Here is a 20,409-nt window from a genome sequence, read left to right as displayed (position 1 = left end):
TGTGTTCTTGGGTGCACGGGGGCGTGACCGGGACCGGCCGCGCCCCCGCGTCCCGGCGGGTCAGCGGATCGGACGGTGCACGTTCTCCCGCTGCGACGGTCCCGGGGTGGCGTCGGCGATCCACGGGCCGTCGTCCGAGGGGTCGATGACGCCCTGCTCGAGCCACGCGTAGGTGCCGGAGAGCACGCCCTTGACGACCTTGCGGTCGAGGTCGTCGGTGTTGCTCCACAGCCGGCCGAAGAGCTCCTCGACGCGGATGCGGGCCTGGCGGCAGAAGGCGTCGGCGAGCTGGTAGGCCTCGCGGCCGTGGTCGCCGCGGCCACGCAGCAGTTCGGCGCGGACGCAGGCGGCGCTCATGGCGAACAGTTCGGCGGCGATGTCGACGATCCGGCCGAGGAAGCCCTGCTTGGTCTCCATCTTCCCCTGCCAGCGGGACATGGCGTAGAAGGTGGAGCGGGCCAGCTTGCGCGAGGTGCGTTCGACGTAGCGCAGATGCGGGGACAGGTCGACGCCGTGCGTGAACTCGCGGTAGGAGCCGGGAAGCTGTCCAGGTCCGGCGACGAGCTTCGGCAGCCACTTGGCGTAGAACACGCCCGCGTTGGCGCCCGCCCTCGCCTTGTCGCCGAGGGACTTCTCCGGGTCGATCAGGTCGCCGGCGACCGAGAGGTGGGCGTCGACGGCCTCGCGCGCGATCAGCAGGTGCATGATCTCGGTGGAGCCCTCGAAGATCCGGTTGATGCGCAGGTCGCGCAGGATCTGTTCGGCGGGGACCGCGCGTTCGCCGCGCGCGCGGAGGGAGTCGGCGGTCTCGAAGCCGCGTCCGCCGCGGATCTGCACCAGTTCGTCGGCCATCTGCCAGGCCATCTCGGAGCCGTACAGCTTGGCGAGGGCGGCCTCGATGCGGATGTCGTTGCGGTCCTCGTCGGCCATCTGGGAGGACAGGTCGAGTAGGGCCTCCAGGGCGAAGGTGGTCGCCGCGATGAACGCGATCTTGGAGCCGACGGCCTCGTGCAGCGCCACCGGCTTGCCCCACTGCTCACGCGCCGCCGACCACTCGCGCGCGATCTTCAGGCACCACTTGCCGGAGCCGACGCACATGGCGGGCAGCGACAGCCGTCCGGTGTTGAGCGTGGTGAGGGCGATCTTGAGCCCCTGGCCCTCCTCGCCGATGCGGTGGGCGGCCGGGACGCGGACCCGGTGGAAGCGGGTGACGCCGTTCTCGAGGCCGCGCAGGCCCATGAAGGCGTTGCGGTTCTCGACGGTGACGCCCTCGGAGGAGGACTCCACGACGAACGCGGTGATGCCGCCCCGGTGGCCCTCGGACTTCGGGACCCGCGCCATGACCACGAGCAGGTCGGCGACCACGCCGTTGGTGGTCCACAGCTTCACGCCGTCGAGGACGTAGTCGTCGCCGTCGGGGACGGCGGTGGTGGCCAGCCGGGCGGGGTCGGAGCCCACGTCCGGCTCGGTGAGCAGGAAGGCGGAGATGTCGGTGCGGGCGCAGCGCGGGAGGAACGTCTCCTTCTGCTCCCGGGTGCCGAAGATCTTCAGTGGCTGCGGAACGCCGATGGACTGGTGGGCGGAGAGCAGCGCGCCGATCGCGGGGTTGGCGGAGCCGACCAGGGCGAGGGCCTTGTTGTAGTAGACCTGGGTGAGGCCGAGGCCGCCGTACTTGGTGTCGATCTTCATGCCGAAGGCGCCGAGCTCCTTGAGCCCGGTGATCACCTCGTCGGGGATGCGCGCCTCGCGTTCGATCGTGGCTCCGTCGATCTTCGTCTCGCAGAAGTCGCGGAGCTTGGCGAGGAACTCCTCACCGCGCTGGACGTCCTCGTCCGCGGGGAGGGGATGGGGGTGGATCAGGTCGAGCCGGAAGCGGCCGAGGAACAGTTCCTTGGCGAAGCTGGGCTTGCGCCAGTCCTGCTCCCGGGCGGCCTCCGCGACCTGACGGGCCTCCCGTTCGGTGACCGTGGGCCGAGACGGGGACGGGGGTGACTCGGATACTGCGGACATGAGGCTCACCTCGCCGCGAATAGGTGGGAGTCCTTCGTTACTGACGGGTGCTACTCGTTCGTATCTACCCGATTCGTAGCGGCCCCACCACCCTTTGTGCGTCCGTTCGGGCGATACGCCGCTTCCGGCGCGGTCCCTTCCTGAGCCCGGCGTAGGCGCAAGTCGTGCACGCCGGCGACGGCGGCGAAGGGCGCGCGGAGCGCGGTGTAGTCGTAGGGACCCGATGTGGGCACCTCCGGTGACAGCGCGGCCGGCGGCACGACGAGGGGCCCGGCACCGAGAACATCGGTGCCGGGCCCCTTCGCGTCGGACTGGACGGTCCCGTCCGCCTAGAGTGCGAGACCGGTGAGGACCAGCACGCGCTCGTAGGTGTAGTCGTCCATCGCGTACCGCACGCCCTCGCGGCCCACGCCGGACTGCTTGGCGCCGCCGTAGGGCATCTGGTCGGCACGGTAGGAGGGCACGTCGCCGATCACCACGCCGCCGACCTCCAGGGCGCGGTGGGCCCGGAAGGCGGTCTGCAGGTCGTGGGTGAACACACCCGCCTGGAGGCCGTACTTGGAGTCGTTGACGGCGGCGAAGGCCTCGGCCTCGCCGTCCACCTTCTGCACGGTCAGGACGGGCCCGAAGATCTCCTCGCAGGCAATCGTCGCATCGGCCGGTACGTCGGTGAGCACGGTCGGCGCGTAGGAGGCGCCGTCGCGCTTGCCGCCGGTGAGGAGGGTGGCGCCCGCGTCCACGGCCTCCTGCACCCACGCCTCGACGCGCTGCGCGGCCTCCTCGCTGACCAGCGGGCCGACGTCGGTGGCGTCGTCGTTCGGGTCGCCGGTGACCTGCGCCTCGACGGCGGCGACGATGCGCGGCAGCAGCCGGTCGTACACGGACGCGTCGGCGATCACCCGCTGCACCGAGATGCAGGACTGGCCGCCCTGGTAGTTGGAGAAGGTGGCGATGCGCTGCGCGGCCCGGTCGAGGTCCTCGTCGCTCGCGAAGTCGGCGAGGACGACGGCCGCGCCGTTGCCGCCCAGTTCCAGGGTGCAGTGCTTGCGCGGCACCGAGTCCATGATGGCGTAGCCGACCTTCTCCGAGCCGGTGAAGGAGATCACCGGCAGCCGCTCGTCCTGGACGAGGGCGGGCATGCGGTCGTTGGGGACCGGGAGGATGCTCCAGGAACCGGCGGGCAGCTCGGTCTCGGCGAGCAGCTCGCCGAGGATCAGCCCGGACAGGGGTGTGGCGGGCGCCGGCTTCAGGACGATCGGGGCACCGGCGGCGATCGCCGGGGCGATCTTGTGGGCGCACAGGTTGAGCGGGAAGTTGAACGGCGCGATGCCGAGGACGACACCCTTGGGGAAGCGGCGCGTGATCGCCAGCCGGCCCTGGCCGCCGGCGTCGGTGTCCAGACGCTGCGCCTCGCCGCCGTTGAAGCGCCGGGCCTCCTCGGACGCGAAGCGGAACACGGAGACGGCACGGCCGACCTCACCGCGGGCCCACTTGATCGGCTTGCCGTTCTCGGCGGAGATCAGCCGGGCGATCTCCTCGGTGCGCTCGACGAGGCGCCGACTCACGTGGTCCAGTGCGGCGGCGCGGACGTGGGCGGGGGTGGCGGCGAACTCGTCCCGTACGGCGTACGCGGCGGCCACGGCCTCCTCGATCTGGGCGTCGGTCGGCACGCTCACCGTGCCGACCACCCGGCCGTCCCAGGGGGAGGTGACGTCGAAGGCGGCCTCGCCGGTGGCCTGGCGGCCGGCGAGCCAGAAGGCGTGGGTGGAAGTCATATGGAGTCCCGGCCCTTCCGCGTAGGGGTGTCCATGGGTTTCTGGGTCCCACGGTAGGGGCGCGCCGCCCGGCGGGGGTTTGTCCGGCACGTACGGGTGCCGGACGGCAGTGTGCCGCATCGGCGCAAACAACCGGCCCGCGCCGGTCAGCCGCCTTCCTCCGCGGTCGGATCGGACGCGTGAACTGGGCGGGAGCGCCGCCCGCGGCCTCGGACGGGGGACAGGCTCGGCGCCGGTGCTGTTCAGCCGCCGCTCAGCCGTTCTCGGATGCCGTGGCCTTCAGGGCGAGCCACAGTTCCATGCGGACGTCCGGGTCGTCGAGGGAGCGGCCGAGGATCTCCTCGACGCGGCGCATCCGGTACCGCAGGGTGTGGCGGTGGACGCCGAGCTCGGCCGCTGCCGCGTCCCACTGGCCGTGCCGGGAGAGCCAGGCGCGCAGGGAGGCGACGAGGTCGCCGCGGCCGGTGGCGTCGTGTTCGTGCAGCGCGCGCAGCAGCCCGTCGGCGAACGCCCGCACCGCGTCGTCGGCGAGCAGCGGCAGCACGGATCCGGCGGCCATGTGCTCGTGCTCGACCAGGATCCGGCCCCGCCGCCGGGCCACCGAGAGCGCCTGTTCGGCCTGCTTGTAGGCGGCGGACGCGGCGATCGGCCCGGCGGGCGCGGACATGCCGATCACCAGGCCGTCGTCATCGGCCTTGCGGGCCGCCTCCCGCGCGGCGGCGTGGTCGCAGCAGGCGGCCACGGCGGCACCGCCGTCGGCGGCCAGCACGACCAGCCGGTCCCCCTCCGGCACGATCAGAACGGCCTCGCCGGAGCGGGCGGCGGCGGCCTCGGCGGTCTCGGCGAGGGTCCCGAGTGCCTCGCCGCCCGCCTCCCCGCCGCCGACGGCGACGATGATCCGGAAGGGCGCGTCGAGGAGGCCGCCGTACAGGTCTCCGGCCACCGCGCGGGCGTGGTCCGGCTCCCCGGCGAGCAGCATCCGCAGGACGGCGGCGCCGATCCGCTGCTCGGCGGCGTGCAGGGAGCGGGAGCGTTCGGTGGTGAGGGTGAGCAGGGCGATGGCGGAGTGGACGGCGTATCGCTCGGCGGTGCCGAGGGGCGCCGCCGTGCCGACGGCGAGCGCCGCGCGGGGGCGCCGGCCGGTGCCGAGGGAGTGCAGTTCGACCCGGTCCTCGTTCTCCGGGCCGGCCACGACCGAGGAGGCGGGCGCGGGACGCTCCCGCAGCCGGGTCACGTCCGGCGTGAGCCGCGCGGCACGCCGGACGGCCCAGTCCGGTGCCGTGGCGACGACGGCGCCCGACGCGTCGTAGAGCGCGGCCCAACCGTCGACCTGCCCGGCGAGCGCGGCCAGCAGCCCCTCCGGGCCTGCGGTCAGCGTCTGCTTGGTCAGTTCCCGCTGGGCGGCGAACCCCGCGGTCACCGCGCGGTACTGGTCGGCGGCGATGGCGGCGGAGACCGCCTTGCTGATCGCGAGGAAGGGGGTGCGGCGCGGCACCTCCAGCAGCGGCAGGCCCTCCTCCCGCGCGGCGTCGACGAGGGCGTCGGGAATGTCCTCGTAGTGGACGCCGACGGCGAATCCGAGCCCGACGACGCCCGCCCCCACCAGCCGCTTCACATAGCGGCGCATGGCTTCCCGGTCCTCCGCGTCGAGTTTGAGCGCGGTGATGAGCAGCAGCTCCCCGCCTTCCATGTACGGCACGGGGTCGGCGAGTTCGCTGGCGTGCGCCCAGCGGACGGGCGCGTCGAGGTGGTCCTCGCCCGCGCGCACGGTCAGCTTGAGCGCGGAGTGATGGACGAGCGAGGCGAGCGTCGGGGGCATCGGGGCCTTGAGCCTTCGGGTCTGCGGCGGGTGTGTGAGAACGTGGTGATCTTTTGGCCGCGGCGTATGAACGGCCTGTGTCGATTCTGCCTCACCGTACGGTCGCCGGCTGCCCCGACGGGTGGCTCACCCCCGCAGGTCCACGAGCATCGGGGGCGCGTGCTCTCCCTCGACGGTCGTCAGCGACAGCACCGCGTGCCCGGGCGGCACCGCGTGGGCCAGCTCGGAGGCGGACCAGCGCTCCCGCTCGACCCGGCGGGAGGTGACCGCTTCCGTCGTCACGTCCTTGCCCGTCAGCCGCTTGCGCACCGCGTGAATGAACCGCGTCATCGGCTGGTCGGCGAAGACGGTGTGCCTGGCGACCTCCGTCGTCTCCACCCACTCGGTGCCCCAGGCCTGCGCGAACCGGCTGCCGTCCCAGGTGGTGACACCGCAGAACGCCATACGGCAGCCCACCGCCCCATAGAGCGGGCCGTGCAGCGCCTCGGGAACGTCGCCGATGGTGCGCAGGGCGAGCAGCACGCCCGCGTTCTGCGCACGCAGCCGCTGGATGCGGCGCACCGACTCCGCGGTGACCGTGCCGGTCGCGTCGTCCAGGACCAGGCCGGCGAAGTGCGCGCGTCCACCCGCTCGGACGACAGCGTGGAACTGTGCGAGCACCAGCCGCGTGATCAGCCGGCCGGCCTCCTCGTGACCGTGCGCGGGCAGGTCGATCCGTACCCGCAGGGGGTGGTGGGCGATGGCACGCAGGGAGAAAGGGCGGCCCGGGCCGCCCCTGCCGAAGAAGCCCGCGAACACCGGCCGGTCCAGCAGGGCCAGCCGGTCGGCGAGGGCCCGGCCCACGTCACCCGGCGTACCCGTCTGCCGGGCGCGTGCGTCCAATTCACGGCGCATGACGTCGTCCCCGCTCGCGGCGAGCGCCTCCCGCAGCGGCGTCAGCGCCCGCTCCTCGCCCTCCAGCAGGTCGCGGAGCTCCGACAGGCCCGGGAAGCGTCCGTGCACCGCCCGAAAGGGGCCGAGCAGCTGCGCGAGCGCGGTGGCGGCGCCCTGCGCGCCGCCGGTGTCCAGGTCGCCCGCCAGCGCCTCGGCGAGGATCTCGGCCGCTTCGTCCGGGTCCTCGGACTCGGCGTAGGGGTCGAGGTCGTGCACCGAGGAGGCGTCCCCGATCCGCACGATCACGTCGAAGGCGTCGTCCGTGCCGAGCGGGCTCCCGGCGGCGGAGACGGCCACGACGGCACAGCCTCCGGTGAGCGCCTGGAGCGCGAGCGCCTCGGTCACCGGCTCGACGAGGGTGCGGGTCTTGCCGGACCCGGAGGGGCCGACGGCCAGCAGCGAGGTGCCGAGTACGTCAGGGCCGACAGCCGCACCGGCGCCGTGGTACGGCTGCGGCGCGTGTTCCTGCTCCACCCAGCGGCCGATGCGCACCTGCCTGGCGAGCAGGTCGTGCCGGGACCTGCGGTGCGGCACGTCCCGGGCACCGGAGGGGTGCGTCCACGCCGCGCCGCCCTGGCTCAGGACGGTGTCGCGGAAGGAGCCCAGTGCGGCGGTGCGCCGAGCGGTGACGAACGCGTGCTCGACGCGGGCACAGTCGACGTCGTTCATACGTCCGCCGGCGACCTCGGCGGTGAGCAGGTCCGCGGGTTCGTGCTGGCCGGCGTCGCGGAGAGCGGGCCACTGGGAACGCGGCCGGTGGGGTGCGTCCGGGGCGACGGCGGCCGGCCCGCGAGGGGCCAACAGCGTCCTCACGTACGGCCACCAGTCGCCGAGGCGGGCGAACGGCCAGAGCACGAGCAGCGTGACGACCGTGTAGAGCGTGTTCGTGAAGAGGGGCGAGGCCATCGGTTCGTAGCTGTCCGTGATCAGCACGGTCAGGGAGAGCAGCGGATGGACGACCGGCGCCGGGGCCCATCCGACGACCGGGAAGGCGTCGGGGAAGACGAAACTCAGGGTGACGAGGGCGAGGCCGGCCGATGCCAGGACCCGTACGGGCGCAGGCATGCGGTTCATGTAGTGGCGGACGATGGCGCGCCAGCTGCCGAGCACGCCGACCGCGAGCACGAGGGTGCCGAAGAAGATGCCGTCGGCGAGCAGGAGGGCGTGCTCCGCGGGGCGTCCCACCTCCCAGCCCTCGACCGGCCGGGGCACCAGCGTGAGCTCGTACCACCATTCGTTCGGTGTGAACATCCGCAGGAGAGCACCCTTGTACGGGAAGGCGCCGCTGCTCCAGAGCGACCACACCCCGACCGCCAGGAGGAGCGGGATCACCATCCCGGCGACCGTCACCGGAGCAAGGCGCTCCGGTTCCTGCTTCGGCGGTTGGTGGCCGTACCGCCAGATCCCCGGCCGTGCGGCGGGGCGCGCCGCGTCGAGCCAGCCGGCGACGGTGGACGGGGAGCGGGGCGCCTGCGCGGGGACGGGCGGTACACCCGGCGCCCGGTCCGGCCGGGGCGGCGTCCTCGGTACGTCCGGTGGCCCCGCCGGGCGCGGCACGGGACCGGCCTGCGTGCTCCGTGCGTCCTGGGTACCGTCGCTGTCCATCGCCCTTGCCCCCTGAGCAGCCGCGCCATCCGCCATCAGCGAGTCAATCTAACGCCCCGACAGGTAGAGTCCATCGATTGCCCGGCCGAGCCGCGGGCCGTCAGCCCCGCTATGTCCACCACGGACAACCCGGCCCCCCGGACAACGCCCACATGGAGCATGCCCAGCCCCCGCCGGCAGCCCTAGCCTGCGAGAAAAGAACGCAAAAGCGTCCGATACATCCCCCCCAGGAGCCCCGCATGACCGCACTTCCGCAGGAGCGCCGCGTCGTCACCGCCATCCCCGGCCCGAAGTCGCAGGAGCTGCAGGCCCGCCGCACCGCCGCGGTCGCGCAGGGCGTGGGCTCCGTACTGCCCGTGTTCACCACGCGCGCGGGCGGCGGGATCATCGAGGACGTCGACGGCAACCGTCTGATCGACTTCGGCTCCGGCATCGCCGTGACCTCCGTCGGCGCCTCCGCCGAGGCCGTCGTCCGCCGTGCCTCCGCCCAGCTCGCCGACTTCACGCACACCTGCTTCATGGTCACGCCGTACGAGGGCTATGTGGCCGTCGCCGAGGCGCTCGCCGAGCTGACCCCGGGCGACCACGCCAAGAAGTCCGCGCTGTTCAACAGCGGCGCCGAGGCCGTCGAGAACGCCGTCAAGATCGCGCGTGCGTACACCAAGCGGCAGGCGGTCGTCGTGTTCGACCACGGCTACCACGGCCGCACCAACCTCACCATGGCGCTGACCGCGAAGAACATGCCGTACAAGCACGGCTTCGGTCCCTTCGCGCCCGAGGTGTACCGCGTGCCGGTCGCCTACGGCTACCGCTGGCCGACCGGCCCGGAGAACGCGGGCCCGGAGGCCGCCGCGCAGGCCATCGACCAGATCACCAAGCAGGTCGGCGCCGACAACGTGGCCGCGATCGTCATCGAGCCGGTGCTCGGCGAGGGCGGCTTCATCGAGCCGGCCAAGGGCTTCCTGCCCGCGATCAGCCAGTTCGCCCGGGACAACGGCATCGTCTTCGTCGCCGACGAGATCCAGTCCGGCTTCTGCCGCACCGGCCAGTGGTTCGCCTGCGAGGACGAGGGCATCGTCCCGGACCTGATCACGACGGCGAAGGGCATCGCCGGCGGTCTGCCGCTGGCCGCCGTCACCGGCCGCGCGGAGATCATGGACGCCGCGCACGCGGGCGGCCTGGGCGGCACCTACGGCGGCAACCCGGTCGCCTGCGCCGGCGCGCTCGGCGCCATCGAGACGATGAAGGAGCTCGACCTCAACGCCAAGGCGAAGAACATCGAGGCGATCATGAAGGCCCGCCTCTCCGCCATGGCGGAGAAGTTCGACATCATCGGCGACGTGCGCGGCCGGGGCGCGATGATCGCCATCGAGCTGGTGAAGGACCGCGGCACCAAGGAGCCGAACCCGCAGGCGGCGGCCGCGCTGGCCAAGGCCTGCCACCAGGAGGGCCTGCTGGTCCTGACCTGTGGCACCTACGGCAACGTGCTCCGTTTCCTGCCCCCGCTGGTCATCGGCGAGGACCTGCTGAACGAGGGCCTGGACATCATCGAGCAGGGGTTCGCCCGCATCTGAGCCGGCATCGGGGCAGGTGAACCGCCTGCCCCGGGCCTCCGGGCCCGGCGAGAGGCAGAGCGTGTGAAGAACGTGTGCGGGGTGGATGACAGGAGCCCGTTGGCCCTGTCGCCGGGCCACCCCCTGCCGTAGCTTTGCACCCGGATGAGAGATACACACCGCCCACAGGGGACTGTGGGCGGCTCAGGCCGGGGCCACCCCAGCTTCGACCTGGTCGTGCCCTCGCGCACACAACCGGGGCCTGAAGGCTCCGGGTCTCCTCACGATCGGACGGTCGCCCGCCCCACACCCCCCGGGGCGCGCGACGTTCCGGTCCGGACGGCCTCCCGGCACCTCATACGGCAAGCCGTTCCCCGAAGGGCCGACGCATCCCCCCCTTGCGCCGGCCCTTCGGCGTTCACGGGCCGGGCCGCTCCCCGGTGATACGGGCCAGCAGCGCCCGGGCCTCCCCGAAGCGGGGATGGGCGGGATGCAGACGCCGCTCGCAGTCGGACAGCGCCCGGCGAACCCCGGCCTCCGCCTCCTCGCGGCGCCCCAGACCGAGCAGGGCCTCGGCCGTCACCAGATCCGTGCGTCCGCTGTCCTTGCGGGCCAGTGGCGGCGCGAAGCCCCGCGACTCGGCCAGGGCCTCCTCGTACTTGCCCTGGCCGTTCAGGCTGCGCACCAGCGTGGCGCGCAGGGCGGTGGCGGCGGCGTCGGCCGCGCGCGGGAGATTGCCGCGGGCGGTGGCCTCCGCCTCCTCGAAACGGCCCTGCCCGCACAGCGCGCCGACCAGCACCTCCAGAGCGCTCACCTCGAGCCCGGTCAGGGGGAGGAGGTGGGCGAGGCGGGCGATGTCACCCAGGACGGCCAGCGCCTCGCTCTCGGCGTCCGCGTTCCGGCCCTGGCCGGCGAGGACCACCGCGCGGTTCCTGCGCGCCACCAGCCGCAGTACGTGCATCTCGGCGTCCACCGGCGCCAGTTCGGCGATCAGCGTCTCCAACTCGCCCAGCACCTCGGCCTGGCGTCCGTGCGCGACGGCCGCCATCGTGGCCAGCGTCCGCGCCTGCCACTCGGCCAGTGGCTGCTTCCGCCATCCGGTCCGGGCGCCCTCGGCGAGCGCGCGTGCCGTGGCCTCGACCTCCTCGTACTCCCCCTGCTTGAAGAGGTCTTCGAGCCGGGAGAAGATCTTGCGGCGTGTGCTGTCCCGTGTCGTTCGTATCGGCTTCACGGGCGGTGAGACTACGGGACCCGCCGGCCTGCGAAGCTGGTCGGCATGCTCCTGCTCGCACCGCCCCTGCTCCTCTTCGTGCTGATCACCTGGCAAGTCGTCGTCGACGGACCGCTGGTGGATCTCGACGAGCGGCTGAGCGAGGCCCTGATCCGTCCGGACCGGGCCTCCGAACTCCTCGCCGACCTCGGCAATGTGCCGGTGGCCGTGCCGGTCCTGGTGGTCGCGCTGGCGTACGTCGCCTGGCAGGGACGCGCCGAGGAGGGTGACCGGTGGTGGCTGCCGCCCCTTGCCGGGGCCTCGGCGATGGCGCTGGTGCCGGCGCTGGTGGCGCCGCTGAAGGAGTGGACCGACCGCCCGGGCACCCCGGCCGTGCCGCCGGCGGTCGGCTACTACCCCTCCGGGCACACCGCCACCGCGGTCGTGGCGTACGGCGCGGCGACGCTGCTGCTCCTGCGGCTGCTGCGGTCGCCGGCCGTACGCCGCGGGCTGGTCGTGCTCTGCCTCGCCCTGGTGCTGGGCGCCTCGTACGGGCTGGTGCGCCGGGGCTACCACTGGCCGCTGGACGTGGCGGCGAGCTGGTGCCTCGGCGCGGTGCTGCTGAGCGGTCTGTGGCTGCTGGTCAGCCGAAGTAGCCGTCGAAGGTCCGCTGGAACTCCCAGCCGCCGAACCGGTCCCAGTTGATCGACCAGGTCATCAGCCCGCGCAGGGCGGGCCAGGTCCCGTGGGTCGCGTAGGAGCCGCAGTTCGTCCGCTTCGTCAGACAGTCCAGTGCCTTGGTGACCTCGGCCGGCGACACATACCCGTTGCCGGCGTTGGTCGTGGCCGGCATGCCGATGGCGACCTGGTCGGCGCGCAGCGGCGGGAAGACGTTGTTCGCGTCGCCCGCGACCGGGAAGCCGGTGAGCAGCATGTCCGTCATGGCGATGTGGAAGTCGGCGCCGCCCATGGAGTGGTACTGGTGGTCCAGGCCCAGGATCGGCCCGGAGTTGTAGTCCTGGACGTGCAGCAGGGTCAGGTCGTCGCGCATCGCGTGGATGACCGGGAGGTAGGCGCCCGCCCTCGGGTCCTGGCCGCCCCACTTGCCGGTGCCGTAGTACTGGTGGCCGAGCTGGACGAAGAAGGTCTCCGGGGCCATGGTTCCAATTCGGTTTGTCAAGCCCCGGCGCGACTCAGCTGTCGAAGCCCAGCCCCAGCCGGTCCATCGTCCGCAGCCACAGGTTGCGCCGGCCGCCCTGGGCGTCCGCCCTGGCCAGCGACCACTTGGTGAGCGCGATACCGGTCCAGGCGAAGGGCTCGGGCGGGAACGGCAGCGGCTTCTTGCGCACCATCTCCAGCTCCGTACGCTCGGTCCGCTCCCCCGCCAACAGATCCAGCATCACCTCGGCCCCGAACCGGGTGGCGCCCACGCCCAGCCCCGTGCAGCCGGCCGCGTACGCCACCCTGCCCGCATGGGCCGTGCCGAAGAACGCCGAGAAGCGGGAACAGGTGTCGATCGCGCCGCCCCACGCATGGGTGAAGCGGACGCCCTCCAGCTGCGGGAAGCAGGTGAAGAAGTGCCCGGCGAGCTTGGCGTACGTCTCCGGCCGGTCGTCGTACTCGGCGCGCACCCGGCCGCCGTACGGATAGACCGCGTCGTAGCCGCCCCACAGGATCCGGTTGTCGGCGGACAGCCGGAAGTAGTGGAACTGGTTGGCGCTGTCCCCGAGCCCCTGGCGGTTCTTCCAGCCGATCGAGGCCAGCTGTCCGGCGGTCAGCGGCTCCGTCATCAGGGCGTAGTCGTACACCGGCACGGTGTAGGCGCGGACCCGGCGGACCAGGCTGGGGAAGACGTTGGTGCCGAGCGCCACCGTACGGGCGCGGATCGCCCCGTACGGGGTGCGGACGGCCATACCTGCGCCGTACGGCTTGAGGCTGAGGGCGGGGGTGTGCTCGTAAACGCGCACGCCCAGGTCGAGGCAGGCACGCTTCAGTCCCCAGGCGAGCTTGGCCGGGTGGAGCATCGCCACGCCCCGGCGGTCGTACAGGCCCGCCTGGAAGGTCGGGGAGTTCACCTGCTCCCGTACGGCGTCCGTGTCCAGGTACTCGATGCCCTCGTCGAGGCCCTTGGCCCGGAGATCCTCGTACCAGTCCCTGATCTCGCGGGCCTGGTACGGCTCGGTGGCGACGTCGATCTCGCCGGTGCGTTCGAAGTCGCAGTCGATGGAGTGGCGGGCGACCGTCTCCTCGATGGCGTCGAGGTTGCGGGCGCCCAGCCGCTCCAGGGTGTGGATCTCGTCGGGCCAGCGGGTCAGTCCGTTGGCCAGGCCGTGAGTGAGGGAGGCGGCGCAGAATCCGCCGTTGCGGCCGGAGGCGGCCCAGCCCACCTCGCGGCCCTCCACCAGCACGACATCCCGGGAGGGGTCGCGCTCCTTGGCGATCAGCGCGGTCCACAGTCCGCTGTAGCCGCCCCCGACGACCAGCAGGTCGCAGGTCTGGGTGCCGGTGAGGGCGGGTTCGGGTCCGGGCCTGCCGGGGTCGTCCAGCCAGTAGGAGACCGGCCGGGCCTCGGAAAGGGATTTCGTCCAACGGCTCATGGCGCTCGGGGCCATGATTTTCAACTCCCTACAGGGGACTGCGGTGCGCTTTCTATGCCTTCTGCCGGCCCCGGCGATTCCCGATGAGCAAGGAGGCCACGACCAGCAGCACGGCGACGACGAACATGGCCGTACCGATGACGTTGACCTGCACGGGTGTTCCGCGCTGGGCGGAGCCCCAGACGAACATCGGGAAGGTGACGGTCGAGCCGGCGTTGAAATTGGTGATGATGAAATCGTCGAAGGAGAGCGCGAAGGCGAGCAGCGCGCCCGCCGCGATTCCGGGGGCGGCGATCGGCAGGGTGACCCGCAGGAACGTCTGGACCGGGCCGGCGTACAGGTCCTGTGCGGCCTGTTCCAGCCGGGGGTCCATCGACATCACGCGCGCCTTCACGGCGACCACGACGAAGCTGAGGCAGAACATGATGTGGGCGATCAGGATCGTCCAGAAGCCCAGCTGGGCGCCCATGTTGAGGAACAGGGTGAGCAGCGAGGCCGCCATGACCACCTCGGGCATCGCCATCGGCAGGAAGATCAGCGAGTTCACGGCGCCGCGGGCGCGGAAGCGGTAGCGGACCAGCGCGAAGGCGATCATCGTGCCGAGCAGGGTGGCGCCGAGCGTCGCCCACAGGGCGATCTGGAGGCTGAGCCCCAGGGAGGTGCACAGCCCGGAGACGCCGCAGGGGTCCTTCCACGCCTCGGTGGAGAATTCCTGCCACGTGTAATTGAACCGCCCCTTCGGATTGTTGAAGGAGAACACGGTGACGACGATGTTCGGCAGGAGGAGATACGCGAGGGTCAGCAGTCCCGCGAGGACGACGAGATGGCGCTTGAGCCAGTTGACGAAGGCCATTTAAACCAGATCCTCCGTGCCGGATTTGCGGATGTAGAGCGTGACGATGACCAGGATCGCGGCCATCAGGATGAACGAGAGTGCCGCGGCCGTCGGATAGTCGAGAATCCGCAGGAATTGGGACTGGATGACGTTGCCGACCATGCGGGTGTCGGTGGAGCCGAGCAGATCCGAGTTGATGTAGTCGCCGGATGCCGGGATGAAGGTCAGCAGCGTGCCGGAGACCACGCCCGGCATCGACAGCGGGAAGGTGACCCGCCGGAAGGTGGTCGACGGTTTGGCGTAGAGGTCGTTCGCCGCCTCGTGCAGCCGCGGATCGATGCGCTCCAGCGAGGTGTAGAGCGGAAGGATCATGAACGGCAGGAAGTTGTACGTCAGACCGCACACCACCGCGAGCGGGGTGGCGAGCACCCGGTCGCCGGCGGTCCAGCCGAGCCACGCCGTGACGTCCAGGACGTGCAGCGTGTTCAGCGCGTCGACCACCGGGCTGCCGTCCGCCAGGATCGTCTTCCAGGCGAGGGTGCGGATCAGGAAGCTGGTGAAGAACGGCGCGATCACCAGGATCATGATCAGGTTCCGCCAGCGTCCCGCGCGGAAGGCGATCAGATACGCCAGCGGATAGCCGAGCAGCAGGCACAGCACCGTCGCGGAGGCCGCGTAGAGCACCGAGCGGACGAACTGCGGCCAGTACTCGGACAGCGCGTCCCAGTAGGTGGCGAAGTGCCAGGTGACCTGGTAGCCCTCCTCCAGGGAGCCCGTCTGCACGGACGTGGAGGCCTGGTAGATGACCGGCAGCGCGAAGAACACCACCAGCCACAGCAGGCCGGGCAGCAGCAGCCAGTACGGCGTCCAGTGGCCCCGCTTGCGGGCTTGCCGCGGGGGTTTCGTCTCCGGGGCGGGCGCCACGGGTGGCGCCTCGGTGACCGTGGTCATCAGGCGACCTCTTCCTCGAGGCTCTCCACACCTGCGTCGATGTCCTGCGCCGCGTCCAGGCCGAAGGTGTGCGCCGGGTTCCAGTGCAGGACGACCTCGGCGCCGGGCGCCAGCCGGGGGTCGCGGTCGACGTTCTGGACGTAGACCTCGAACTCGGAGCAGACCGGGCTGTCGACGACGAACTGCGTGGACACGCCGATGAAGCTGGAGTCGGCGATCCGGCCGGTGATCCGGTTGCGGCCCGCCGGTATCTCGCCGGCGTCGTCGGCGTGGGTGAGGGCGATCTTCTCCGGGCGCACCCCGACGAGGACCTTGCCGCCCGTCGTCGTGGGCGCGCTGTTGCGGGCCCCGGGGAGCACCAGCTTGCCGCCGCCCGCCTTCAGCACGACCTCGTCGCCGGACGCGGAGTCGACCTCGGCCTCGATGAAGTTGGAGGTGCCGAGGAAGTTGGCGACGAAGGTGGTGCGCGGGTTCTCGTAGAGGTCGGAGGGTGAGCCGAGCTGCTCGACCCGGCCGGCGTTCATCACCGCGACCGTGTCGGCCATGGTCATGGCCTCCTCCTGGTCGTGCGTGACATGCACGAAGGTGATGCCCACCTCGGTCTGGATGCGCTTGAGCTCCAGCTGCATCTGGCGGCGCAGTTTCAGGTCGAGCGCGCCGAGCGGCTCGTCCAGCAGCAGCACCTTGGGGTGGTTGATCAGCGCGCGGGCGACCGCGACGCGCTGCTGCTGGCCGCCGGAGAGCTGGTGCGGCTTCTTGCGGGCCTGCTCGCCGAGCTGGACGAGCTCCAGCATCTCCTCGACCTGCTTCTTCACGCTCTTGATGCCGCGCCGGCGCAGACCGAAGGCGACGTTTTCGAAGATGTCGAGGTGCGGGAAGAGGGCGTAGGACTGGAAGACCGTGTTCACCGGCCGCTTGTACGGCGGGAGCGCGGTGACGTCCTGGTCGCCGAGGTGGACGGTGCCCTCGGTGGGCTCCTCCAGGCCGGCGATCATGCGCAGGGTGGTGGTCTTCCCGCAGCCGGACGCGCCGAGCAGGGCGAAGAAGGAGCCCTGCGGGACGGTCAGGTCGAGCGGGTGCACGGCGGTGAAGGAGCCGTAGGTCTTGCTGATGCCGGTGAGGCGGACGTCCCCGCCGTTGCCGGCCGCGGTGGTGTCTGTGGTGGTCTTCATCTCGTCACGCCCCAGTGAGCTTCGAAAACTTCACTTCGAATTCCGTCTCTTCCTTGGAGCTCAGGGAGCGGAAGGCACGGGACTTGGCCTGCATGGCCTTGTCGGGGAGGATCAGCGGGTTGTTCGCCGCGTCCTCGTCGAGCTTCGCGAGCTCGTCCTTCACCCCGTCGACCGGACAGACGAAGTTGATGTAGGCGGCGAGCTGAGCGGCGGGCTGCGGCTCGAAGTAGTAGTCGATCAGCCGCTCGGCGTTCGCCTTGTGCCGCGCCTTGTTGGGGATCAGCATGGCGTCGCTGGAGGTCATGTAGCCGCTGTCCGGGATCAGGAAGTCGATGTCCGGGTTGTCCGCCTTGAGCTGGACAACGTCACCGGCCCACGCGAGGCAGGCGGCGAAGTCGCCCTTGGCGAGGTCGGCGGTGTAGTCGTTGCCGGTGAAGCGGCGGATCTGCCCCTTGTCGACGGCCTTCTGCAGCCGGGCCATCGCCGCGTCGTAGTCGTCGGCGGAGAAATCCGCCGGGTCCTTGCCCAGGTCGAGCAGGGTCATGCCGACGGTGTCGCGCATCTCGGTGAGCAGACCGACGCGCCCCTTGAGCTTGGGGTTGTCCAGCAGGTCGGAGAGGGTGCTCACCTCGACGCCGTCGAGCGCCTTCTTGTTGTAGGCGATGACCGTGGAGATGCCCTGCCAGGGGTAGGAGTAGGCGCGGCCGGGGTCCCAGTCGGGGCTGCGGAACTGCGCCGACAGGTTGGCGAAGGCGTTCGGGAGGTTGGCCTGGTCCAGCTTCTGCACCCAGCCGAACCGGATCAGCCGGGCGGCGAGCCAGTCGGTGAGGACGATGATGTCGCGGCCGGTGTCCTGGCCGGCGGCGAGCTGCGGCTTGATCTTGCCGAAGAACTCGGTGTTGTCGTTGATGTCCTCGGTGTACTTGACCCTGATACCGGTGCGTTTCGTGAACGCCTCCAGCGTGGGGTGCTTCCGCCCGCTCTCGTCGACGTCCATGTACTCGGTCCAGTTGGAGAAGTTGACGGTCTTCTCCTCCTTCGAGTGGTCCTCCGCCGAGACGCCGCCCTGGGTGTTCCCGGCGGCGGGGATGCCGCAGCCGCTCAGCGCGCCGAGTCCGCCCACCGCGAGCGCGCCGCCCGCGGAGGCGCGCAGCAGGGAACGGCGGGTCAGGGCCGCCCTGCCGCTGCGGAAACTGCGCCGTATCGCGGCTTCCTGGGCCGGCGAAAGGCGGTCGGGCTCGTACTGCTCCATGCGCGTGGTGCCCTTTCGGGAGGTGGCCGCGGTCGGGCGGCCTGGTTGCTATCGGTCCCCGAAGATGGTGCGGTGCCAGTCCTTGCGGACCACCGCCGTGTTATCGAACATGACGTGCTTGATCTGGGTGTACTCCTCGAACGAGTACGCGGACATGTCCTTGCCGAAGCCGGACGCCTTGTAGCCGCCGTGGGGCATCTCGCTGATGATCGGGATGTGGTCGTTGATCCACACACACCCCGCCTTGATCTCGCGAGTGGCCCGGCCCGTGCGGTACACGTCCCGGCTCCAGGCGGACGCGGCGAGTCCGTACGGCGTGTCGTTGGCCAGCGCGATGCCCTCGTCGTCGGTGTCGAAGGGCAGGACGACCAGCACCGGACCGAAGATCTCGGACTGCACGACCTCGCTGTCCTGCGCCGCGTCGGCGATGAGCGTGGGGCGATAGTACGCGCCGTTCGCGAGTTCGCCCAGGGGTGTTTCACCGCCGGTCACCACACGCGCGTGGGTGCGCGCCCGGTCGACGAATCCGGCCACCCGGTCGCGCTGGGCGTGCGAGATCAGCGGGCCGAGGTCGGTGCCGGGGGCGAAGGGGTCGCCGAGCCGGACGGTGTCCATCAGGGCGGCCGTGCGCTCGACGAAGGCTTCGTAGAGCGGTCGCTGCACGTACGCGCGCGTGGCGGCCGTGCAGTCCTGGCCGGTGTTGATGAGCGCGCCCGCGACCGCGCCGTTGACGGCGGCGTCGAGGTCGGCGTCGTCGAAGACGACGAAGGGGGCCTTGCCGCCGAGCTCGAGGTGGATGCGCTTGACGGTGGCGGTGGCGATCTCGGCGACCCGCCTGCCGACGGCGGTGGAGCCCGTGAAGGAGGTCATGGCCACGTCGGGGTGGCCGACCAGGTGCTCACCGGCCTCCTTACCGGTCCCGGTGACGATGTTGATCACACCGTCCGGGATTCCCGCGTCGGTGGCGGCCTGCGCGAAGAGAAGGGAGGTCAGCGGGGTGAGCTCGGCGGGCTTGAGCACGATGGTGTTGCCCGCGGCGATCGCCGGGAGGATCTTCCAGGCGGCCATCTGGAGCGGGTAGTTCCAGGGAGCGATGGAGCCGACGACCCCGATGGGCTCCCGGCGGACGTACGAGGTGTGGTCGCCCGAGTACTCGCCGGCCGACTGGCCCTGTAGATGGCGGGCGGCACCGGCGAAGAAGGCGATGTTGTCGATCGTGCCCGGGACGTCGAACTCGCGGCTCAGCTTCAGCGGCTTGCCGCACTGCAGCGACTCCGCGCGGGCGAAGTCCTCCGCGCGGTCGGCGACCACGGCGGCGAACCGGTGCAGGGCGTCGGAACGCTCGCCCGGGGTGGCACCGGCCCAGGCTGGAAAAGCCTCCCGGGCGGCGGCGACGGCCGCGTCGACGTCATCGGTACCGGCGAGCTCGTAGGTGTACACCTCCGTACCGGTGGCCGGGTCGACGACCGCGTGCGTACGGCCGGAGGTGCCCTTCGCCGGACGGCCCGCGATGAACTGCGCACCGTCCGCGAACCGTTCCTGGGCGGGAAATCGTTCCGGGGTGGTGTTGCCCGGGTTGTGCATGTCGCTCTCCTCCGTGTCCCCGAGGGGGGCGGCGTGGCTCCAGCTCGATTTGAGTTGCGATCCTGACAGAGCAACGAGACTGCAACAAGGGATTCCGTTGTTTAATTTTGGTTACGCAACGGAATCTGTCGACCAGGTGTCGAGCGGCCACGGAAAAGGCAGGACGCACTGTCAGTGGTCCCTGCCAGACTCGCGTGCATCAAGGGGGTGGCCATGAGCGGCACGACGGAGACGATCGGTTCCCGGGAGGCGCTGATCGAGGCGCTGGCGACCGGGACGCGGGTGAAGTACCTGCATTTCTGGGGGCACCGGCCGCTGACCGACGGCCGGATCGGGGCGAGCTGTCTGAGCCAGTGGTGGCCGTCGCCGTTCACGGTGGACGGCGTGGAGTACGCGACCGCCGAGCACTGGATGATGGCGGCCAAGGCCCGGCTGTTCGAGGATTCCGAGGGGGAGCGGCGGGTGCTGGCCGCGGAGCACCCCGCGCAGGCGAAGAAGGCGAGGCGGCTGGTGCGCGGCTTCGACGAGGCCGTGTGGCGCCGGGAGCGGTTCGGCATCGTGGTCGAGGGCGGCGTGCACAAGTTCGCGGCCCAGGACGATCTGCGGGAGTTCCTGCTGAACACCGGCGACCGGGTGCTGGTCGAGGCGAGCCCGATGGACCGGGTGTGGGGCATAGGCCTCACGGCGGACGATGAGCGGGCGGAAGCTCCTGAGCGGTGGCGGGGCTCGAACCTGCTGGGCTTCGCGCTGATGGAGACGCGCCGTCGGCTCCGGGCGTCCGCGGCTAGCTGAGCAGCACGAGGGCGCCGAAGGCGATGCCCAGGGCGATCCCGACCGCGCCGCAGATGATCCCGGCCATGGCCTGCCCCGCGTTCGTGGCCTTGCCCCGGTGGGCCTTGCTCCGGCCGATTCCGCCGAAGATCAGGGCCAGCACCCCCAGCAGGATGGCCACCGGCCAGAGGCAGAAGACGGCGGCAGACGAGCGGGCGGAGGCGCCCGGGCGGTGGCGGGGCTCCAACCTGCTGGGCTTCGCGCTGATGGAGACGCGCCGTCGGCTCCGGGCGTCCGCGGCTAGCTGAGCAGCACGAGGGCGCCGAAGGCGATGCCCAGGGC

At 71.4% G+C, this 20,409-nt stretch carries 15 protein-coding genes and 2 pseudogenes; 4 read left to right on the top strand and 13 right to left on the bottom strand.

Annotated elements, in window-relative coordinates:
* Window positions 1-60 precede the first annotated feature (60 nt).
* From AB0L56_RS13460 to AB0L56_RS13445, 4 genes are all read right to left on the bottom strand, one after another.
* Window positions 61-2,010 carry an acyl-CoA dehydrogenase family protein gene (locus AB0L56_RS13460; RefSeq protein ID WP_365422504.1) on the bottom strand — a complete coding sequence of 650 codons (1,950 nt, stop codon included), beginning with the start codon at window positions 2,008-2,010 and terminating at the stop codon, window positions 61-63.
* 329 nt (window positions 2,011-2,339) lie between these two features.
* Entirely contained in the window at window positions 2,340-3,785 is a 1,446-nt protein-coding gene (locus AB0L56_RS13455; protein ID WP_361024440.1) for an aldehyde dehydrogenase family protein, read from the bottom strand.
* A gap of 253 nt (window positions 3,786-4,038) precedes the next feature.
* A complete protein-coding gene (locus tag AB0L56_RS13450; RefSeq protein WP_365422501.1) occupies window positions 4,039-5,604 on the bottom strand; it encodes a PucR family transcriptional regulator in 1,566 nt (521 codons plus the stop codon).
* 126 nt (window positions 5,605-5,730) lie between these two features.
* Window positions 5,731-8,142 (bottom strand): ATP/GTP-binding protein, encoded by a 2,412-nt coding sequence (locus AB0L56_RS13445; protein ID WP_365422499.1) that lies wholly within the window; start codon window positions 8,140-8,142, stop codon window positions 5,731-5,733.
* Between the two features lie 239 nt (window positions 8,143-8,381).
* Between AB0L56_RS13445 and gabT the strand changes: the two genes are divergently transcribed.
* A complete protein-coding gene (gene gabT / locus AB0L56_RS13440; protein ID WP_365422496.1) occupies window positions 8,382-9,716 on the top strand; it encodes a 4-aminobutyrate--2-oxoglutarate transaminase in 1,335 nt (444 codons plus the stop codon).
* 397 nt (window positions 9,717-10,113) lie between these two features.
* Here gabT and AB0L56_RS13435 read toward each other — a convergent pair whose 3' ends face one another.
* Window positions 10,114-10,926, bottom strand: a complete 813-nt coding sequence (locus AB0L56_RS13435) for a hypothetical protein (protein WP_365422493.1) — start codon at window positions 10,924-10,926, stop codon at window positions 10,114-10,116.
* Window positions 10,927-10,971: 45 nt separating this feature from the next.
* On the opposite strand from AB0L56_RS13435, the gene AB0L56_RS13430 reads away from it, so the two are divergent.
* Window positions 10,972-11,610 carry a phosphatase PAP2 family protein gene (locus AB0L56_RS13430; RefSeq protein ID WP_365422490.1) on the top strand — a complete coding sequence of 213 codons (639 nt, stop codon included), beginning with the start codon at window positions 10,972-10,974 and terminating at the stop codon, window positions 11,608-11,610.
* Here AB0L56_RS13430 and AB0L56_RS13425 read toward each other — a convergent pair.
* The 7 genes and pseudogenes from AB0L56_RS13425 to AB0L56_RS13395 all read right to left on the bottom strand — a co-directional run.
* Window positions 11,549-12,067 (bottom strand): annotated as a pseudogene (locus AB0L56_RS13425) (chitinase); the annotation flags it as partial. The gene AB0L56_RS13430 and the pseudogene AB0L56_RS13425 sit on opposite strands and share 62 nt — an antisense overlap.
* Before the next feature lie 31 nt (window positions 12,068-12,098).
* Window positions 12,099-13,517, bottom strand: coding sequence for an FAD-dependent oxidoreductase (locus AB0L56_RS13420; RefSeq protein ID WP_365422488.1), 1,419 nt, complete (start codon window positions 13,515-13,517; stop codon window positions 12,099-12,101).
* A 37-nt stretch (window positions 13,518-13,554) separates the two neighbouring features.
* Window positions 13,555-14,355 carry an ABC transporter permease gene (locus AB0L56_RS13415; RefSeq protein ID WP_365422485.1) on the bottom strand — a complete coding sequence of 267 codons (801 nt, stop codon included), beginning with the start codon at window positions 14,353-14,355 and terminating at the stop codon, window positions 13,555-13,557.
* Entirely contained in the window at window positions 14,356-15,288 is a 933-nt protein-coding gene (locus AB0L56_RS13410; RefSeq protein ID WP_365422482.1) for an ABC transporter permease, read from the bottom strand. It lies immediately after the preceding gene.
* Window positions 15,288-16,460 carry an ABC transporter ATP-binding protein gene (locus tag AB0L56_RS13405; protein ID WP_365422479.1) on the bottom strand — a complete coding sequence of 391 codons (1,173 nt, stop codon included), beginning with the start codon at window positions 16,458-16,460 and terminating at the stop codon, window positions 15,288-15,290. Before AB0L56_RS13405 ends, AB0L56_RS13410 begins: the two co-directional genes overlap by 1 nt.
* Before the next feature lie 4 nt (window positions 16,461-16,464).
* Window positions 16,465-17,712 carry a spermidine/putrescine ABC transporter substrate-binding protein gene (locus AB0L56_RS13400; protein WP_361024468.1) on the bottom strand — a complete coding sequence of 416 codons (1,248 nt, stop codon included), beginning with the start codon at window positions 17,710-17,712 and terminating at the stop codon, window positions 16,465-16,467.
* Between the two features lie 48 nt (window positions 17,713-17,760).
* Entirely contained in the window at window positions 17,761-19,296 is a 1,536-nt protein-coding gene (locus AB0L56_RS13395; RefSeq protein WP_365422477.1) for a gamma-aminobutyraldehyde dehydrogenase, read from the bottom strand.
* 213 nt (window positions 19,297-19,509) lie between these two features.
* On the opposite strand from AB0L56_RS13395, the gene AB0L56_RS13390 reads away from it, so the two are divergent.
* Window positions 19,510-20,088 (top strand): NADAR family protein, encoded by a 579-nt coding sequence (locus AB0L56_RS13390; RefSeq protein WP_365422475.1) that lies wholly within the window; start codon window positions 19,510-19,512, stop codon window positions 20,086-20,088.
* On the opposite strand, the gene AB0L56_RS13385 is transcribed toward AB0L56_RS13390, so the two are convergent.
* The gene (locus AB0L56_RS13385; protein ID WP_365422472.1) at window positions 20,081-20,248 is read right to left on the bottom strand and encodes a hypothetical protein; all 168 of its coding nucleotides are present in this window, start codon (window positions 20,246-20,248) and stop codon (window positions 20,081-20,083) included. The two genes, AB0L56_RS13390 and AB0L56_RS13385, sit on opposite strands and share 8 nt — an antisense overlap.
* Window positions 20,249-20,267: 19 nt before the next feature.
* On the opposite strand from AB0L56_RS13385, the pseudogene AB0L56_RS13380 reads away from it, so the two are divergent.
* Window positions 20,268-20,375: pseudogene (locus tag AB0L56_RS13380) on the top strand (DUF1768 domain-containing protein); the annotation flags it as partial.
* Between the last annotated feature and the right edge of the window lie 34 nt (window positions 20,376-20,409).

Origin of the sequence: Streptomyces sp. NPDC052079 (assembly GCF_040680275.1) — a bacterium.
Taxonomy (GTDB): Bacteria; Actinomycetota; Actinomycetes; order Streptomycetales; family Streptomycetaceae; genus Streptomyces.
The sequence above is the reverse complement of the archived record's forward strand: the minus strand, read 5'-3'. Positions and strand labels throughout refer to the sequence as shown.

Bases quoted from the DNA above. Each gene is read 5' to 3' on its own strand.
- AB0L56_RS13460 (WP_365422504.1), bottom strand. From the start codon at position 2,010: ATGTCCGCAGTATCCGAGTCACCCCCGTCCCCGTCTCGGCCCACGGTC.
- AB0L56_RS13455 (WP_361024440.1), bottom strand. From the start codon at position 3,785: ATGACTTCCACCCACGCCTTCTGGCTCGCCGGCCGCCAGGCCACCGGC.
- AB0L56_RS13450 (WP_365422501.1), bottom strand. From the start codon at position 5,604: ATGCCCCCGACGCTCGCCTCGCTCGTCCATCACTCCGCGCTCAAGCTG.
- AB0L56_RS13445 (WP_365422499.1), bottom strand. From the start codon at position 8,142: ATGGACAGCGACGGTACCCAGGACGCACGGAGCACGCAGGCCGGTCCC.
- gabT (WP_365422496.1), top strand. From the start codon at position 8,382: ATGACCGCACTTCCGCAGGAGCGCCGCGTCGTCACCGCCATCCCCGGC.
- AB0L56_RS13430 (WP_365422490.1), top strand. From the start codon at position 10,972: ATGCTCCTGCTCGCACCGCCCCTGCTCCTCTTCGTGCTGATCACCTGG.
- AB0L56_RS13420 (WP_365422488.1), bottom strand. From the start codon at position 13,517: ATGGCCCCGAGCGCCATGAGCCGTTGGACGAAATCCCTTTCCGAGGCC.
- AB0L56_RS13415 (WP_365422485.1), bottom strand. From the start codon at position 14,355: ATGGCCTTCGTCAACTGGCTCAAGCGCCATCTCGTCGTCCTCGCGGGA.
- AB0L56_RS13410 (WP_365422482.1), bottom strand. From the start codon at position 15,288: ATGACCACGGTCACCGAGGCGCCACCCGTGGCGCCCGCCCCGGAGACG.
- AB0L56_RS13405 (WP_365422479.1), bottom strand. From the start codon at position 16,460: ATGAAGACCACCACAGACACCACCGCGGCCGGCAACGGCGGGGACGTC.
- AB0L56_RS13400 (WP_361024468.1), bottom strand. From the start codon at position 17,712: ATGGAGCAGTACGAGCCCGACCGCCTTTCGCCGGCCCAGGAAGCCGCG.
- AB0L56_RS13395 (WP_365422477.1), bottom strand. From the start codon at position 19,296: ATGCACAACCCGGGCAACACCACCCCGGAACGATTTCCCGCCCAGGAA.
- AB0L56_RS13390 (WP_365422475.1), top strand. From the start codon at position 19,510: ATGAGCGGCACGACGGAGACGATCGGTTCCCGGGAGGCGCTGATCGAG.